General features: G+C 59.9%; 19 protein-coding genes. All 19 read right to left on the bottom strand.

Annotated features, from left to right (window positions below; all coding sequences use genetic code 11):
- Positions 1–6: 6 nt before the first annotated feature.
- Entirely contained in the window at positions 7–1,248 is a 1,242-nt protein-coding gene (locus DCO57_RS14550; RefSeq protein ID WP_208977962.1) for a replication-associated recombination protein A, read from the bottom strand.
- Between the two features lie 72 nt (positions 1,249–1,320).
- A complete protein-coding gene (locus DCO57_RS14545) occupies positions 1,321–2,748 on the bottom strand; it encodes a DegQ family serine endoprotease (protein ID WP_116699633.1) in 1,428 nt (475 codons plus the stop codon).
- Positions 2,749–2,913: 165 nt separating this feature from the next.
- The gene (locus tag DCO57_RS14540; protein ID WP_208977954.1) at positions 2,914–4,917 is read right to left on the bottom strand and encodes a methyl-accepting chemotaxis protein; all 2,004 of its coding nucleotides are present in this window, start codon (positions 4,915–4,917) and stop codon (positions 2,914–2,916) included.
- Positions 4,918–5,280: 363 nt separating this feature from the next.
- Positions 5,281–5,706 carry a 50S ribosomal protein L17 gene (gene rplQ / locus DCO57_RS14535; protein WP_116699632.1) on the bottom strand — a complete coding sequence of 142 codons (426 nt, stop codon included), beginning with the start codon at positions 5,704–5,706 and terminating at the stop codon, positions 5,281–5,283.
- 186 nt (positions 5,707–5,892) lie between these two features.
- Complete coding sequence (locus DCO57_RS14530; RefSeq protein ID WP_116699631.1) at positions 5,893–6,915, bottom strand: DNA-directed RNA polymerase subunit alpha; 1,023 nt, start codon at positions 6,913–6,915, stop codon at positions 5,893–5,895.
- 87 nt (positions 6,916–7,002) lie between these two features.
- Entirely contained in the window at positions 7,003–7,392 is a 390-nt protein-coding gene (gene rpsK, locus DCO57_RS14525) for a 30S ribosomal protein S11 (protein ID WP_068416131.1), read from the bottom strand.
- 71 nt (positions 7,393–7,463) lie between these two features.
- Positions 7,464–7,832: a 30S ribosomal protein S13 gene (rpsM, locus tag DCO57_RS14520; protein ID WP_116699726.1), complete on the bottom strand. Its 369-nt coding sequence runs from the start codon at positions 7,830–7,832 to the stop codon at positions 7,464–7,466.
- A 180-nt stretch (positions 7,833–8,012) separates the two neighbouring features.
- Positions 8,013–8,609, bottom strand: coding sequence for an adenylate kinase (locus DCO57_RS14515; protein ID WP_116699630.1), 597 nt, complete (start codon positions 8,607–8,609; stop codon positions 8,013–8,015).
- Entirely contained in the window at positions 8,606–9,937 is a 1,332-nt protein-coding gene (secY, locus tag DCO57_RS14510; protein ID WP_116699629.1) for a preprotein translocase subunit SecY, read from the bottom strand. The genes DCO57_RS14515 and secY overlap by 4 nt, the downstream gene beginning before the upstream one ends.
- Before the next feature lie 50 nt (positions 9,938–9,987).
- The gene (rplO, locus tag DCO57_RS14505) at positions 9,988–10,455 is read right to left on the bottom strand and encodes a 50S ribosomal protein L15 (protein ID WP_116699628.1); all 468 of its coding nucleotides are present in this window, start codon (positions 10,453–10,455) and stop codon (positions 9,988–9,990) included.
- A 23-nt stretch (positions 10,456–10,478) separates the two neighbouring features.
- Complete coding sequence (rpmD, locus tag DCO57_RS14500; protein WP_116699627.1) at positions 10,479–10,676, bottom strand: 50S ribosomal protein L30; 198 nt, start codon at positions 10,674–10,676, stop codon at positions 10,479–10,481.
- A gap of 41 nt (positions 10,677–10,717) precedes the next feature.
- A complete protein-coding gene (rpsE, locus tag DCO57_RS14495; RefSeq protein ID WP_103222481.1) occupies positions 10,718–11,284 on the bottom strand; it encodes a 30S ribosomal protein S5 in 567 nt (188 codons plus the stop codon).
- A 41-nt stretch (positions 11,285–11,325) separates the two neighbouring features.
- The gene (rplR, locus tag DCO57_RS14490; protein ID WP_116699626.1) at positions 11,326–11,688 is read right to left on the bottom strand and encodes a 50S ribosomal protein L18; all 363 of its coding nucleotides are present in this window, start codon (positions 11,686–11,688) and stop codon (positions 11,326–11,328) included.
- A gap of 12 nt (positions 11,689–11,700) precedes the next feature.
- On the bottom strand, positions 11,701–12,234 hold the full coding sequence (gene rplF / locus DCO57_RS14485; RefSeq protein WP_068416150.1) for a 50S ribosomal protein L6: 534 nt from the start codon (positions 12,232–12,234) through the stop codon (positions 11,701–11,703).
- Positions 12,235–12,275: 41 nt separating this feature from the next.
- The gene (gene rpsH / locus DCO57_RS14480) at positions 12,276–12,674 is read right to left on the bottom strand and encodes a 30S ribosomal protein S8 (RefSeq protein WP_068416152.1); all 399 of its coding nucleotides are present in this window, start codon (positions 12,672–12,674) and stop codon (positions 12,276–12,278) included.
- A gap of 12 nt (positions 12,675–12,686) precedes the next feature.
- The gene (rpsN, locus tag DCO57_RS14475) at positions 12,687–12,992 is read right to left on the bottom strand and encodes a 30S ribosomal protein S14 (RefSeq protein ID WP_116699625.1); all 306 of its coding nucleotides are present in this window, start codon (positions 12,990–12,992) and stop codon (positions 12,687–12,689) included.
- Positions 12,993–13,013: 21 nt separating this feature from the next.
- A complete protein-coding gene (rplE, locus tag DCO57_RS14470; protein WP_116699624.1) occupies positions 13,014–13,571 on the bottom strand; it encodes a 50S ribosomal protein L5 in 558 nt (185 codons plus the stop codon).
- Positions 13,564–13,881, bottom strand: a complete 318-nt coding sequence (rplX, locus tag DCO57_RS14465) for a 50S ribosomal protein L24 (protein ID WP_116699623.1) — start codon at positions 13,879–13,881, stop codon at positions 13,564–13,566. The genes rplE and rplX overlap by 8 nt, the downstream gene beginning before the upstream one ends.
- Complete coding sequence (gene rplN, locus DCO57_RS14460) at positions 13,881–14,249, bottom strand: 50S ribosomal protein L14 (RefSeq protein ID WP_116699622.1); 369 nt, start codon at positions 14,247–14,249, stop codon at positions 13,881–13,883. The genes rplX and rplN overlap by 1 nt, the downstream gene beginning before the upstream one ends.
- Between the last annotated feature and the right edge of the window lie 34 nt (positions 14,250–14,283).

Genomic DNA, 14,283 nt, shown 5'->3' with positions numbered 1-14,283 from the left:
CGCCTGTCAGCCACGCTCCCTGCGCAGCTTGTCCCAATAGTCCAGACGCTTTCGCAGCTCCCGCTCGAAACCCCGTTGCGGCGGATCGTAATAGGTCTGACGCCCCAGTTTCTCGGGAAAATAGTCCTGCCCGGAGAAACCTTCCGGCGCGTCGTGATCATACTGATAGCCGTCGCCGTAGCCTTCCTGCTTCATGAGCTTCGTGGGCGCATTGAGGATATGCTTGGGCGGCAGCAGGGACCCGCTGGTCTTCGCATCCCGCATGGCCGCCTTGTAGGCCACATAGGCGCCGTTGGATTTGGGGGCGGTCGCCAGATAGACCACCGACTGCGCCAGGGCCAGCTCGCCCTCCGGCGACCCGAGCATCTGATAGGCGTCCCGGGCGGCATTCGCCTGGACAAGCGCATTGGGATCGGCCAGGCCGATATCCTCGACAGCCATGCGGATGAGCCGGCGCGCCAGATACATCGGATCCTCGCCCCCGTCCAGCATGCGGCAGAACCAGTAAAGCGCGGCGTCGGGATCGGACCCGCGCACGGATTTGTGCAGTGCTGAAATCAGATTGTAATGGCCATCGGCGCTCTTGTCGTAAATCGGAGCCCGCCGCTGCACGATCTCCTGCAGGCGCTCCGCGTCGAAGACCTCGTCTTCCGCCGCGGCCCGCCAGACATCCTCCGCCAGCGTCAGCGCCGAGCGCCCGTCCCCGTCCGCCATGCGGATCAGCACCTGCCTGGCATCCGCATCCAGCGGCAGCCGCTTTTCCTCGGTCTCTTCCGCCCGGCTCAGCAGACTGTCGATGGCTTCCTGGGAGAGCGAATGGAAGGTCATCACATGGGAGCGCGACAGCAGCGCCGCATTCAGCTCGAATGAGGGATTTTCCGTCGTGGCGCCGACAAGCGTGATCGTGCCGTCCTCCATTACCGGCAGGAAACTGTCCTGCTGGGCGCGGTTGAAGCGGTGGATCTCGTCGACGAAAAGCAGAGTCGCCCGCCCGCCCATCCGTCGGGCGCGGGCGGCTTCGAACACCTTTTTCAGGTCGGCCACACCGGAAAAGATCGCAGAGGTCTGCTCGAAGGCCAGGTCGGTTTCATTGGCCAGCAGCCGGGCAATGGTGGTCTTTCCGGTTCCCGGAGGTCCCCAGAAGATCAGCGACCCGAGGGTTCGGGTCTTGAGCATCCGCGAAAGCGTTCCTTCCGGCCCCAGGAGATGATCCTGGCCGACGACATCGGCAAGCCGGTTCGGACGCATCCGGTCCGCAAGCGGCCTCGGACCCGAGTGCTGCAGACCGGAGGCTTGAAACAGATCGTTCACCCTGCTCTCCTAAGTGCGCAGGATGATCTGCGAAACCTTGCCGTCCCGCTCTATATCGAGCTGCCAGACCCGTGGTGGCGTCTTGGTGATCGTCTCAAGCATGCGCGTCGTCTCGATCTTGCTCCGGTTGACGGCACGCACAATATCCCCGGCACGCAGACCGACCCGGTCCGCCGTACTGCCCTGCTTGACATCCGCAATCACGACTCCGTCGAAGACACCACCTTGAAGCCCGAGTTCCTCGGCAACCGCCGGAGACAGGTTCATCACCGTGGCTCCCTCGAAGGGGGAATATTCGTTCAGCTCGCGGGTATCGCGCGGCGGAACCTCCGGCGCTGGTCTCAGCGCGATGGACAGTTTCAGTTCCTTGCTGTCACGCAATACGGTGAATTCCGTCGTCTCACCGATCATCTTGGTCCCGAAGCGGTAGCCGAAGGAATTCGGGTCGATCACTTCCTTGCCGTCCACGGCGACCACCAGGTCGCTGACCTTGAGACCTGCCTCTTCAGCCGGCGAACCCTCGAAGACAGCGGTCACCAGCACGCCCCGCGGCCTGTCAAGGGACAGGGCCTCGGCGATTTCGGCATTGACGTTCTGAACGGTTGCCCCCAGCCAGGGCCGCTGCACCTTGCCACCCTGGTCCGCCGCCTGGGCCACGAACCGCGCCATATGCGCGGGAATGGCGAAGCCTATGCCGTTGGAGCCGCCCGACCGGGAGAAGATCGCGGTGTTGATGCCCACGAGCCTTCCGGTCATGTCGACAAGCGCACCGCCGGAGTTGCCCGGATTGATCGCCGCATCGGTCTGAATGAAGAACTGGAAATCCGTCACGCCCACCTGGGTGCGGGCCGTCGCGGAGACAATGCCCTGCGTCACGGTCTGTCCGACGCCGAAGGGATTGCCGATCGCCAGAACGATATCGCCGACCTCCAGACTGTCGGAATCGGCGAAGGCCACATTCTCGAAAGGTCCTTCACCGCGAATTTTGAGCACTGCGAGATCGGTCCGCTCGTCCAGGAGGACGATATCCGCATCGAATTCGCGCCTGTCGCTCAGGGCCACCCGCACCTCATCCGCATCCTTGATGACGTGGTGGTTGGTGATCACCGTGCCGTCGGCGGAAATGATCACGCCCGACCCCAGCGAGGATTCCACCCGCTGCCGGGGGCGATCGAAGCCGCCCTGCTGGCCGAAAAACCGGCGAAAGAAGGGATCGTCGAAGAAGGGCGAGACCTGCCGGCGCTGCACCACCTTGCGGCTGGCATAGACATTGACCACCGCCGGGGCCACCTTTTTGACGATCGGCGCGAAGGACAGCCGGATCTGCGCCTCGTTTTGCGGAACAAGCCGCAGGTCGGCCGGAGAGGGTTGCGCGGTCTGTGCGGCCGCCACGGCCGTCCAGAGACCAAGCAGTCCCGTCAGGAGAACGCGCGTCATGCGCACAGTGTTTCCAGAAATCGTCAGGCGCATCGCCGGACCCCTTACCTTCGAATCTACCAAGTATCCTTGCGATACATGGCAGATAGGGAGGAAAAGAGGCAATCACAAAAGCAGGAAGCCGCCGGAAATCCGGCGGCTTCGGTCAGTTTACCGGTTTCGGTGTCAGGCCGAGCGGACCTGATCCAGGAAGCTGCGCACTTCCTTGTCCAGCTGATCGGCTTCCACGGCCATGTCCGCGGCTTCTTCGGAGAAGTTCTGCGCAGCCATGTTGGTGTCGTTGGAAAGCTGGGACACGTTGCGGATATCCTCGGTAACCTTGGAGGTTCCGCCAGCGGCCCGCTGGGTATTCTCCGCAATTCCCTGAGTTGCGTAGCTCTGCTCGGTGACAGCGGCGGCAACTTCGCTCACAGACTTGGTGATCTCGTCGATGGTCTTCTGGATATCGCCGATCGCGTCGACGGCATCGTCGGTTGCACCGCGGATCGCATCGATCTGCTGCTGGATCTCTCCGGTCGCCTTGCCGGTCTGGGACGCAAGGTCCTTGACCTCGGACGCCACGACCGCGAAGCCCCTTCCCGCCTCGCCCGCACGCGCCGCCTCGATGGTGGCGTTCAGGGCCAGCAGGTTGGTCTGATCGGCGATGTCGCTGATCAAGGTGATGACCTCACCGATCCGGTTTGCTGCTTCCGCAAGCGACTTGACGGTCTCATTGGTCGTTTCTGCCCGCTTGGTGGCGGCGGCGGCAACGCTCGAGGACCGTTCGATCAGGGTCGAGATTTCCTGGATAGAGCTCGACAGCTGGTCGGATGCGGCAGCGATGGATTCCACCTCGGCCAGCGTGTTTTCCGACATTGTTGCCGCATTGGCAGATGTCTCGCCGGCACTGTCGGTCATGGCGCGCATGTTGGTTGCCGATTCACGCAGCTTGGCGGCGGAGCGGGCAACCTTGTCGACCACGGTACCGACCGTTGCCTCGAAGTCACCGGCAAGGCTCGACAGCATCTCCTGACGCTGCTCCGCCTGGCGCCGGGCCGCGTCGGCTTCCTCTGCCGCACGCCGCTCGTTTTCCTCGGCCGCATTCTGGCGGATCTGTACCACAGCCCGACCGATGTCACCGATTTCGTCCTTGCGGTTCGCCGCGGTGATTTCGGTTCCCAGGTCCCCGGAGGCAATCGCATTCAGCGCACCGACCAGCGTGGAAAGCGGCCCGGTGATGGACCGGGAGAACAGGAGAGCGATGACAGCGGCAACAGCAATCGTCATCAGCGACCACATGAACATCTGGTTACGCATGTTGGTTACGGCAGCAAGTGTCTCTTCGACGCTTTTCTCGGCGACAATCGCCCATTTCTGCCCCTGGAAGGACAGAGGACGCGCGACCATCAGGTCGGCCACACCATCTGCACCGTTGACCATCGCTGCGGATTCCACACCGCCGGCAGCAGCAAGAGCAGGTTCCGCGGACGTCTGCATGACCAGCGCCGTCCGTTCGCTGGCAAGCGGCATGTCGCTGAGCAGACGGCCGTCCTGATCGACAACATAAACCTGGCCGGTTTCTCCGAGGTCATCCCGGCTGGCCACGACATTGTTGATGAAGGAGGCATCGAGCCGCATGACCACCACGCCGGTCAGGCTGACGGACCCGAAGGAATTCATGAAGACCGGAGACGCAAGGAAAAGCGAACTTTCGCCATTGGCCGGATTGTAGGTTTCAAAGGTGCTGGCGGCGATTTCGCCGTCATTCATGTCCCGGGCCGCATTGTAGACAGCTTCCAGACCGGAGCCTTCCACGACGCTTCCCTCCCCGATTTTGGACAGGAACTCGCCACCCTTGGTCACCGAATAAAGAATGAGCCCGTCTGCGTCGATCAGATAGATGTCCGCATAACCGCCGTTCTTCCAGACGTTGTAGAATGCTCCATGCGCCTCGGAGTGACGCCAGGCATACATGGTCTTCTGCTCTTCGCCGGTGATGGCCGCGCGCTCTTCAGGCGTCCGCGGCCCGTGGAACAGGCTGAGGATCTCTTCCTTTTCCTTGGCAAGGTTCATGGCCGCATTGCCCAGATTGCCCAAAGGGTCCGCGACGCTCGAAGCCAGATTGACGATCTCTGCCTGAGCGGACTGCAACCGCGATTCCAGCAGGGCGGACCTTGCCGTAATCACCATTCCAAGTTCCGCTTCTGCAGCCTTCTGCAGACCATCCCGACCCGTAATATAACCGATCACGCCAACTGCGGCACAAGCCGCAACCGTGACCACAATCATCAAAGCCGGAATGACAATGGACAGACGAAGGGACGGTAGTTTTCTCTTCGCGCCGATTTTATTTTTGCCAATCACAGTGTATCTCCCCAGCCTCATTCAAACATTTCAAAGGCACTGGGCGGCAAGATAATCGGTACTTCTTAAATCAATGATAATGTGAAAACTAATTAGGGATATAAACCTACCGGGTACAACCGGATTGCCGGAAGAACAAAAAAGGCGGGCCGATGGCCCGCCTCTTTCAATCGCTGTGCGAAGCTATGCTTACGCTGCGTTTTCAGCTGCCTCGGCAGCCTCGGCGCGAGCGCGATCCTCGGCGCCGCGCGCCTCCGGATCCCGGTCGACCAGCTCGATAACGGCCAGAGGCGCGTTGTCGCCATAACGGAAGCCGGCTTTCAGCACGCGGGAATACCCGCCGCTGCGGTCCTTGTAGCGCTCACCGAGCGTCTCGAACAGCTTTGCGACCATAGCCGTATCGCGAATCTGCGAAATGGCCTGACGGCGTGCATGAAGGTCGCCGCGCTTGCCCAGGGTGATGAGCTTGTCGATGATCGGCTTCATTTCCTTGGCTTTCGGCAAGGTGGTGACGATCTGCTCGTGCTTGATCAGCGAAGCTGCCATATTTGCGAACATAGCCTTGCGGTGGCTGGATGTCCGGTTGAGCTTGCGGCCGGATTTACCGTGGCGCATGGCCCTCTCCTTTTTCTGTCAGGCAGTCTGCTTGAACCATTGAAGCACTTGCCCGGTTTTTCCTCAAGAGCAACCCGTATTCAGGCGGATCGCCTGAATACGGACAAGTCGCTCGATTCCTTCGTCGGCGAGCATCTTGCCCGCGTCCCTCAAGGGCGCGGGATGCTCTGGGGACGCGTACGTCCCTTAATACTGATGGTCTTCGTAGCGCTTGGCGAGATCGTCGATGTTCTCGGGCGGCCAGTTGGCGACTTCCATGCCGAGATGGAGACCCATCTGGGCAAGAACTTCCTTGATCTCGTTGAGCGACTTGCGGCCGAAATTCGGCGTCCGCAGCATTTCCGCCTCGGTCTTCTGAATGAGATCGCCAATATATACGATATTGTCGTTCTTCAGGCAGTTTGCAGACCGCACGGACAGTTCCAGTTCGTCCACCTTCTTGAGAAGCGCCGGGTTGAACGCCAGTTCCGGGACGGAGTCCTCGGCAACTTCGCGCTGCGGCTCTTCGAAATTGACGAAGATGGAGAGCTGATCCTGCAGAATGCGTGCAGCAAAGGCCACCGCATCATCCGGCTTGACGGACCCATCGGTTTCGACGGTCAGGGTCAGCTTGTCATAGTCGAGAACCTGGCCTTCACGGGTGTTTTCCACCTTGTAGGAGACCTTCTTGACCGGTGAATACAGGCTGTCGACCGGAATGAGACCGATCGGCGCGTCTTCCGGGCGGTTACGATCGGAGGAGTGATAGCCCTTGCCCGTGTTGACGGTGAATTCCATGCGGATTTCAGCGCCTTCATCGAGCGTGCAGAGCACCAGGTCCGGATTGAGAACCTCGACATCGCCAACGGTCTGAATGTCACCGGCGGTCACCACACCCGGCCCCTGCTTGCGCACAACCATGCGCTTGGGACCTTCGCCTTCCATGCGGATGGCGATTTCCTTGATGTTGAGAACGATGTCGGTGACATCTTCGCGCACACCCGGGATCGACGAGAATTCGTGCAGAACACCGTCGATCTGGACTGCGGTCACGGCGGCACCCTGCAGGGAGGACAGCAGGATACGACGCAGCGCGTTGCCCAGGGTCAGGCCGTAGCCGCGCTCGAGAGGCTCGGCAACAACGGTCGCCAGAAAGCGGGGATCGTCACCCGGCTTGATCTCGAGTTTGGTCGGCTTGATCAGTTCTTGCCAGTTTTTTTGAATGGTCACGTTTTCGTCCCTTCGGCTATCCCGCCCGGCTTGAAGGCCGAGCCATTCTTTGCCATTTGGAGAAACAAGTAACTAAAGCGGGAAGCCTTAGACGCGGCGGCGCTTGCGCGGACGGCAGCCATTGTGCGGAATCGGCGTCACGTCGCGGATCGACGTGATGAGGAAACCGGCGGCCTGCAGGGCACGCAGTGCGGACTCACGCCCCGAACCGGGACCACGAACCTCGACTTCCAGCGTACGCATACCGTGTTCGGCGGCTTTCTTTGCAGCGTCTTCCGCGGCAACCTGGGCTGCATACGGCGTGGACTTGCGCGAGCCCTTGAAACCGAGAGCACCGGCGGACGACCACGAGATCGTGTTGCCCTGCGCATCGGTAATCGTGATCATCGTGTTGTTGAACGTGGAGTTCACATGCGCAACGCCGGAAGAAATGTTCTTGCGTTCGCGGCGACGCACGCGCGTCGTTTCTTTAGCCATTTTCTTGTCCTTGTCTTGATCTCTTCACTGCCGTAATGCCGGCAGCTCCACCACCAATCGCCGTGTACTGATTATTTCTTCTTGCCTGCGATCGGCTTCGCCGGACCTTTGCGGGTACGGGCGTTCGTATGGGTGCGCTGACCGCGAACCGGAAGGCCGCGGCGGTGACGCAGACCACGGTAGCAACCGAGGTCCATCAGACGCTTGATGTTCATTGCGGTGTCACGGCGAAGGTCACCTTCAACCATGTAATCGCGGTCGATCGTTTCCCGGATCGAGAGAACTTCCGCATCGGAAAGTTCATTGACGCGGCGAGCGGCATCGATGTTGTTCTTCTCAATGATTTCCTGAGCGAACTTCTTGCCAATGCCATGAATATACTGAAGCGCGATAACCACGCGCTTGTTCGTCGGGATGTTAACGCCAGCAATACGTGCCACGTTCGTCTCCATGTTGAGCGGCAGCCGCAAGGCCCAGCCGCAGAGAGAAAAAACCCGCGTCCGGTGGAGTCCGGCCCTTGCGGGGTACGAAAATGCCGGGGCGGCCCCGGCACAGAGAATGCCGGTCCCATTGGCATGGAACCGGCTAAACTGTAAGGTAGAGCGCGTCGTTTAACGACTCTAAACCTTTTCGTCAAGTCCTTGCAGCACGGAATCTATGGACGCCGCCACATCGTCAATGGACTGCATTCCGTCGATCACCGACAACAGGCCCGTCTTTTCGTAATAAGGCACCACAACTGCCGTATCGCGGTTGTAAGCTTCGAGGCGCTGCTTGAAAACTTCGGGATCGTCATCCTTGCGCACCGGCTGGCCGGCGTTCTTGGCCTCTTCGGCCCGTTTGACGATCCGGTCGACAAGCCGGGACTGGTCGACACGCAGTTCGATAACAGCGTCGATCTTCTGGTCGCCCGCCTGAAGCATCTGCTCAAGCGCTTCCGCCTGGGCAATGGTCCGCGGAAAGCCATCCAGAATGAAGCCCGTCTTCGCGTCGTCTTCACCGATCCGGTCACGAATAATGCCGACGACGATCTCATCGGAAACGAGACCACCGGCATCCATGACTTCCTTGGCCTTGAGGCCGATCGGGGTCCGGGCGGCCACGGCGGCACGCAACATGTCTCCGGTGGAGAGTTGCGGTATGCCGTATTTCTCGACAAGGCGCGCGGCCTGTGTCCCCTTCCCCGCTCCTGGCGGTCCTACCAGAATCAGCCTCATCGACGCCTCCCACTTAGTTTCGCTTTTTTCACCAGACCCTCATATTGATGCGCAAGCAGGTGGCCCTGGATTTGGGATACGGTATCCATTGTCACGCTCACGACAATCAACAATGAGGTCCCCCCGAAATAGAACGGAACGCCCGTCGCCGATATGAGGAATTCGGGTAATAGACAAACGATGGTGATGTAGATTGCGCCGACGGTGGTGATGCGTGTCAGCACATGGTCGATATACTGAGCGGTCCGTTCTCCCGGACGGATCCCCGGTATAAAGCCCCCATGCTTCTTCAGATTGTCGGCTGTATCGCTCGGATTGAAGACGATGGCCGTATAGAAGAAACAGAAGAAGATGATCATGGCCGCGTAAAAGATCATGTAGAGGGGCTGTCCGTGGCCGAGCGCCGCGGTGATATAGGTCAGCCACTCGTTGCCCGACCCCTGACCGAACCCGGCGACCGTTGCCGGCACAAGCAGGAGCGAAGAGGCGAAGATCGGCGGAATCACACCGGCGGTGTTCAGCTTCAGAGGCAGGAACGATGTCTGTCCCTGCATCATCTGGTTGCCCATCTGCCGCTTCGGATACTGGATCAGCAGCCTGCGCTGAGCCCGTTCCATGAACACGATGAAGGCGATCACGACCACGGCCAGAACGATGACCAGCAGGATGATCCAGGTCGCAAGCGACCCCTGACGCCCCAGTTCCAGCGTCTGCACGATGGCGGCCGGAAGACCTGCCACGATGCCGGCGAAAATGATCAGCGAAATGCCGTTGCCGATGCCGCGCGAGGTGATCTGCTCACCCAGCCACATCAGGAACATGGTTCCGCCCACCAGCGTGATGACGGTGGAAGCGCGGAAGAACCAGCCCGGATCGGTGACGACACTCGCCGCCCCTTCCAGACCGACAGCAATGCCGTATGCCTGGAACGCCGCCAGAATCACCGTACCGTAGCGGGTGTACTGGTTGATGACCTTCCGGCCCTGCTCACCATCCTTCTTCAGCTGCTCGAGCGACGGAACAACCGTCGTCATGAGCTGCATGATGATGGACGCGGAAATATACGGCATGATGCCGAGGGCGAAGATCGCCATGCGCTGAACCGCACCACCGGAGAACATGTTGAACATGCCGATGATGCCGGACTGGGCCTGGTTGAAGGCCTGTGCGAAAGCCTCCGGATTGATACCGGGCATCGGAATATAGGTGCCCAGTCGATAAACCAAAAGCGCCCCCAGTGTGAACCAGATGCGCTTTTTGAGTTCTTCAGCCTTGGCGAAAGCTGAGAAATTGAGATTTGACGCCAGTTGCTCGGCGGCCGATGCCATGCCCTACTCCGGTCAGATACTTGCTGACAAAATGGGAAAAGCCCAGGCTGTTAAGCCTGAGCTCCCAGAACGGCAACCTTGCCGCCCGCTTTTTCAATCGCTGCGATGGCGCCCTTGGAGGCACCGGCAACTTCAAAGGTCACTGCCGCGGTGAGCTCACCGTTGGCAACGAGACGAACGCCATCGCGGATCCGCTTGACGACACCGGCAGCCTTGAGCGCTTCGACGGTGACCGTCTCGGACGCATTGAGCTTGCCCGCATCGATGGCCTTTTGAACACGGCCGACGGACACGGTGCTGTAGTCCTTGGCAAAAATGTTCGTGAACCCGCGCTTCGGCAGGCGGCGGTGAAGCGGCATCTGACCGCCTTCAAAGCCTTTGATCGCGACGCCGGAACGGGACTTCTGACCCTTGACGCCACGGCCGCCGGTCTTGCCCTTGCCGGAACCGATACCGCGGCCAACGCGGGTGCGGTCTTTCACGGCACCTTCGTTGTCACGAAGTTCGTTGAGCTTCATGTTTTTCTCTCCTCACCCCGTTGTTACGCGTTGTCTTCGACAACACGAACGAGATGCTGGACCTTATTGATCATGCCGCGCACTTCAGGAGTGTCCTTCAGTGTTTTACGGCGGTGCATCTTGTTCAGGCCGAGGCCGACAAGCGTCGCGCGCTGGTCCTTAGGACGGCGCAACGCGCTGCCGATCTGTTCGACCGTGACAGTCTTTTCGGTGTTCGCCATGGAACCTACCCTCTTTCAGCTGGGAACCGGAACCGCTAAGTTCAAGCCTCAGCGGCAGCCGGAGCCGCCTCTTCGTTGTTGTCACGACGCCGGGACTGCAACACAGAGACCTTGAGGCCACGGCGGGCAGCAACCGAACGCGGGCTGTCTTCCTTGGTCAGCGCAGCGAACGTCGCGCGAACCATGTTGTAGGGGTTGGATGTCCCCAGCGACTTGGCCACAACGTCCTGAACGCCGAGCGTTTCGAAGACGGCACGCATCGGGCCACCGGCGATGATCCCGGTACCGGCCGGAGCCGCCCGCAGCAGCACCTTGCCGGCACCATGACGACCTTCGACGTCGTGGTGCAGCGTTCTGCCTTCGCGCAGCGGCACACGGATCATCGTGCGCTTTGCAGCTTCTGTTGCCTTCCGGATGGCTTCCGGCACTTCACGTGCCTTGCCATGACCGAAGCCGACACGGCCCTTCTGATCACCAACCACAACCAGGGCTGCGAAGCCGAAGCGACGGCCACCCTTGACCACCTTGGCAACGCGGTTGATGTGAACGAGCTTGTCGACGAATTCGCTGTCTCGCTCGTCGCGATCGCGATGTTCCTGTCTCGCCATATTATACGTCTTCCGTTCTTAAGAGCGCCAGCGGGCGCTGGTCAGAATTCAAGTCCACCTTCACGAGCTGCATCAGCAAGCGCCTTGACGCGCCCATGATACATGTACCCGCCTCGGTCGAACACGACCTGCTTGACACCGGCCGCGACTGCGCGTTCGGCGACAAGCTTGCCAACGGCTGCAGCTGCAGCTACGTCGGCGCCCGTTTTCAGGTTGCCCTTGAGATCTTTTTCGATCGTTGAAGCAGAGGCAATCGTATGCCCCTTCGCGTCGTCAATGATCTGGGCGTAGATCTGCTTCGACGAGCGGAAGATGGAAAGACGCGGACGTTCTCCTGCGGCTTTCCGGATCGAACGGCGCACGCGATCGCGGCGGCGCTCGAAAGCTTGTTTGCTGTTCGCCATGATCCTGGTCCGTTACTTCTTCTTGCCTTCTTTGCGGACGATGAACTCGCCAGCATATCGAACGCCTTTGCCCTTGTAGGGCTCCGGCGGGCGGAATTCACGAATTTCAGCAGCAACCTGGCCGACACGCTGTTTGTCGGTACCGGAGATGCTGATTTCCGTCGGTTTCGGGCACGCGATATCGATCCCCTCGGGGATCGGATAAATGACGTCGTGCGAGAAACCCAGCGCCAGCTGAAGATTCTTGCCCTGGATCTGTGCGCGGTAACCGACACCGGTCATGGCGAGGTCTTTCTTGAAGCCCTCGGTCACGCCGGTGATCAGATTCGCCACCATCGTCCGGCTCATGCCCCACATGGAGCGGGCCGGCTTGGTGTTGTTGCGCGGATCAATCCTGATACCGTCATCCGTCATTTCGGCCAGAACAAGATCGTTGAGCATGAAAGACTTTTCGCCTTTCGGGCCCTTGATCGTAACTGTCTGACCGTCGATCGATGCCGTTACCCCGCTTGGCACGGGGACTGGCTTTTTGCCAATACGAGACATTTGACCAACCTTGTCGTTGTTTCAAAAGCGAGGATGACGCATCAGAAGACGCGGCAAAGAACCTCACCACCTACGTTTTCGTCCCGCGCCTGATGGTCGCTCATGACGCCGCGCGGGGTCGATATGATCGACACGCCCAGGCCATTGGAGACATGCGGGATATTTCTCACCGACGAGTACACGCGACGGCCCGGCTTGGAAACCCGCTCAATCGTGCGGATGACCGGCTCGCCATCGAAATACTTCAGCTCGATTTCCAACTCGGACTTGCCGCCCTCGTATTCAACCGTGGTGTAGCCACGGATGTACCCCTCTTTGGCGAGCACATCAAGTACGTGCGCGCGCAATTTGGAATTTGGTGAGCTGACCTTGTTCTTGCGACGCATTTGAGCGTTGCGAATCCGGGTCAGCATATCCCCCAACGGATCAGAAATTGCCATCGGAGTTTCTCCTTACCAGCTCGACTTGACCAGGCCCGGGATCTTGCCCAGGGAACCCAGTTCACGAAGCGCAATACGCGACATCTTCAGCTTGCGATAAAAACCGCGCGGACGGCCGGACACTTCGCAACGGTTGCGAACGCGGTTCGGCGCGGAATTCCGCGGCAGTTTTGCCAGCTTCAGACGGGCGTTGTACCGCTCTTCCAGGGACAGGCTTTCATCTTTCGCCATTGCCTTCAGAGCAGCGCGCTTCTCTGCGTATTTCTTCACAAGCTTCTCGCGGCGCTTGTTTTTCTCGATTGCGCTTTTCTTCGCCATCGTCGATCCCTTCCTTGCCCGTTACTTCGTGAACGGGAAGTTGAACGCGCGCAGCAGCTCGCGTGCTTCGTCATCGGTCGGCGCCGTGGTGCAAACGATAACGTCCATGCCCCAGATCTGGTCGACCTTGTCGTATTCGACTTCCGGGAACACGATGTGTTCCTTGATGCCCATGGCATAGTTGCCACGACCGTCGAAGCTCTTCGGGTTCAGGCCCCTGAAGTCACGAACGCGCGGCAGCGCGATGGTGATCAGACGATCGAGAAACTCGAACATCTGCTGGCTGCGCAGCGTGACCTTGACACCGAGCGGCATGCCTTCACGGACCTTGAAGGTCGCGATGGACTTCTTCGCCTTGGTGATGACCGGCTTCTGGCCGGCGATCGCCGCCAGATCCTCGGCAGCAGTCTTGGCCTTCTTGGAATCGCCGACGGCTTCACCGACACCGATGTTCAAGACGATCTTTTCCAGCTGCGGAACCTGCATGACGTTCTTGTACTGGAACTTTTCAAGAAGCTGCTTGCGCACGACTTCATTGTAATGCGTCTTAAGACGCGGCACGTAAGTGGTCTCAGCCATCGATCAGGTCTCCCGAACGCTTGGCCACACGAACCTTGGTGCCATCGTCCTGAACTTTGAAGCCGACGCGGGTCGCCTTGCCATCCTTCGGATCGGCGAGCGCGATGTTGGACATGTGGATCGGAGCTTCCTTCGCCACGATGCCGGCTTCCTGCGCCTGGGTCTGCTTCTGGTGACGGCGGACCATATTGATGCCCCGTACCAGCGCCTTGTTGTCGGACGTCAGAACCTGAACGACTTCGCCGGACTTGCCCTTGTCACGGCCGGTCAATACGACCACCGTGTCGCCTTTTTTGATTTTCGCAGCCATCAGAGCACCTCCGGCGCGAGCGAAATGATCTTCATGTGGTTCTTTGCACGGAGTTCGCGCGGCACCGGTCCGAAGATACGGGTGCCGACGGGCTCCTTGTTGTTGTTGACCAGCACGGCCGCATTGCGGTCGAACCGGATCACGCTGCCATCGGGACGGCGGATATCCTTAGCCGTGCGCACGACGACAGCCTTCATCACGTCGCCCTTTTTGACGCGCCCCCGCGGAATAGCCTCTTTGACGGAGACGACGATAATGTCTCCCACAGAGGCGTATTTGCGCTTGGAGCCGCCGAGCACTTTGATGCACATGACACGACGGGCGCCGGAATTGTCGGCGACGTCGAGGTTTGTTTGCATCTGAATCATGACTGGCTGCCTTGTTCTTCTAGCGGCGCACGGG

Origin of the sequence: Labrenzia sp. 011, assembly GCF_003075075.1 — a bacterium.
GTDB lineage: Bacteria > Pseudomonadota > Alphaproteobacteria > Rhizobiales > Stappiaceae > Roseibium.
The sequence above is the reverse complement of the archived record's forward strand: the minus strand, read 5'-3'. Positions and strand labels throughout refer to the sequence as shown.

Coding starts and splice junctions, on each gene's coding strand:
- DCO57_RS14550 (WP_208977962.1), bottom strand. CDS start 1,248: ATGCGTCCGAACCGGCTTGCCGATGTCGTCGGCCAGGATCATCTCCTG.
- DCO57_RS14545 (WP_116699633.1), bottom strand. CDS start 2,748: ATGACGCGCGTTCTCCTGACGGGACTGCTTGGTCTCTGGACGGCCGTG.
- DCO57_RS14540 (WP_208977954.1), bottom strand. CDS start 4,917: ATGGTGATTACGGCAAGGTCCGCCCTGCTGGAATCGCGGTTGCAGTCC.
- rplQ (WP_116699632.1), bottom strand. CDS start 5,706: ATGCGCCACGGTAAATCCGGCCGCAAGCTCAACCGGACATCCAGCCAC.
- rpsK (WP_068416131.1), bottom strand. CDS start 7,392: ATGGCTAAAGAAACGACGCGCGTGCGTCGCCGCGAACGCAAGAACATT.
- DCO57_RS14515 (WP_116699630.1), bottom strand. CDS start 8,609: ATGAGGCTGATTCTGGTAGGACCGCCAGGAGCGGGGAAGGGGACACAG.
- secY (WP_116699629.1), bottom strand. CDS start 9,937: ATGGCATCGGCCGCCGAGCAACTGGCGTCAAATCTCAATTTCTCAGCT.
- rplO (WP_116699628.1), bottom strand. CDS start 10,455: ATGAAGCTCAACGAACTTCGTGACAACGAAGGTGCCGTGAAAGACCGC.
- rpmD (WP_116699627.1), bottom strand. CDS start 10,676: ATGGCGAACACCGAAAAGACTGTCACGGTCGAACAGATCGGCAGCGCG.
- rpsE (WP_103222481.1), bottom strand. CDS start 11,284: ATGGCGAGACAGGAACATCGCGATCGCGACGAGCGAGACAGCGAATTC.
- rplR (WP_116699626.1), bottom strand. CDS start 11,688: ATGGCGAACAGCAAACAAGCTTTCGAGCGCCGCCGCGATCGCGTGCGC.
- rplF (WP_068416150.1), bottom strand. CDS start 12,234: ATGTCTCGTATTGGCAAAAAGCCAGTCCCCGTGCCAAGCGGGGTAACG.
- rpsH (WP_068416152.1), bottom strand. CDS start 12,674: ATGGCAATTTCTGATCCGTTGGGGGATATGCTGACCCGGATTCGCAAC.
- rpsN (WP_116699625.1), bottom strand. CDS start 12,992: ATGGCGAAGAAAAGCGCAATCGAGAAAAACAAGCGCCGCGAGAAGCTT.
- rplE (WP_116699624.1), bottom strand. CDS start 13,571: ATGGCTGAGACCACTTACGTGCCGCGTCTTAAGACGCATTACAATGAA.
- rplX (WP_116699623.1), bottom strand. CDS start 13,881: ATGGCTGCGAAAATCAAAAAAGGCGACACGGTGGTCGTATTGACCGGC.
- rplN (WP_116699622.1), bottom strand. CDS start 14,249: ATGATTCAGATGCAAACAAACCTCGACGTCGCCGACAATTCCGGCGCC.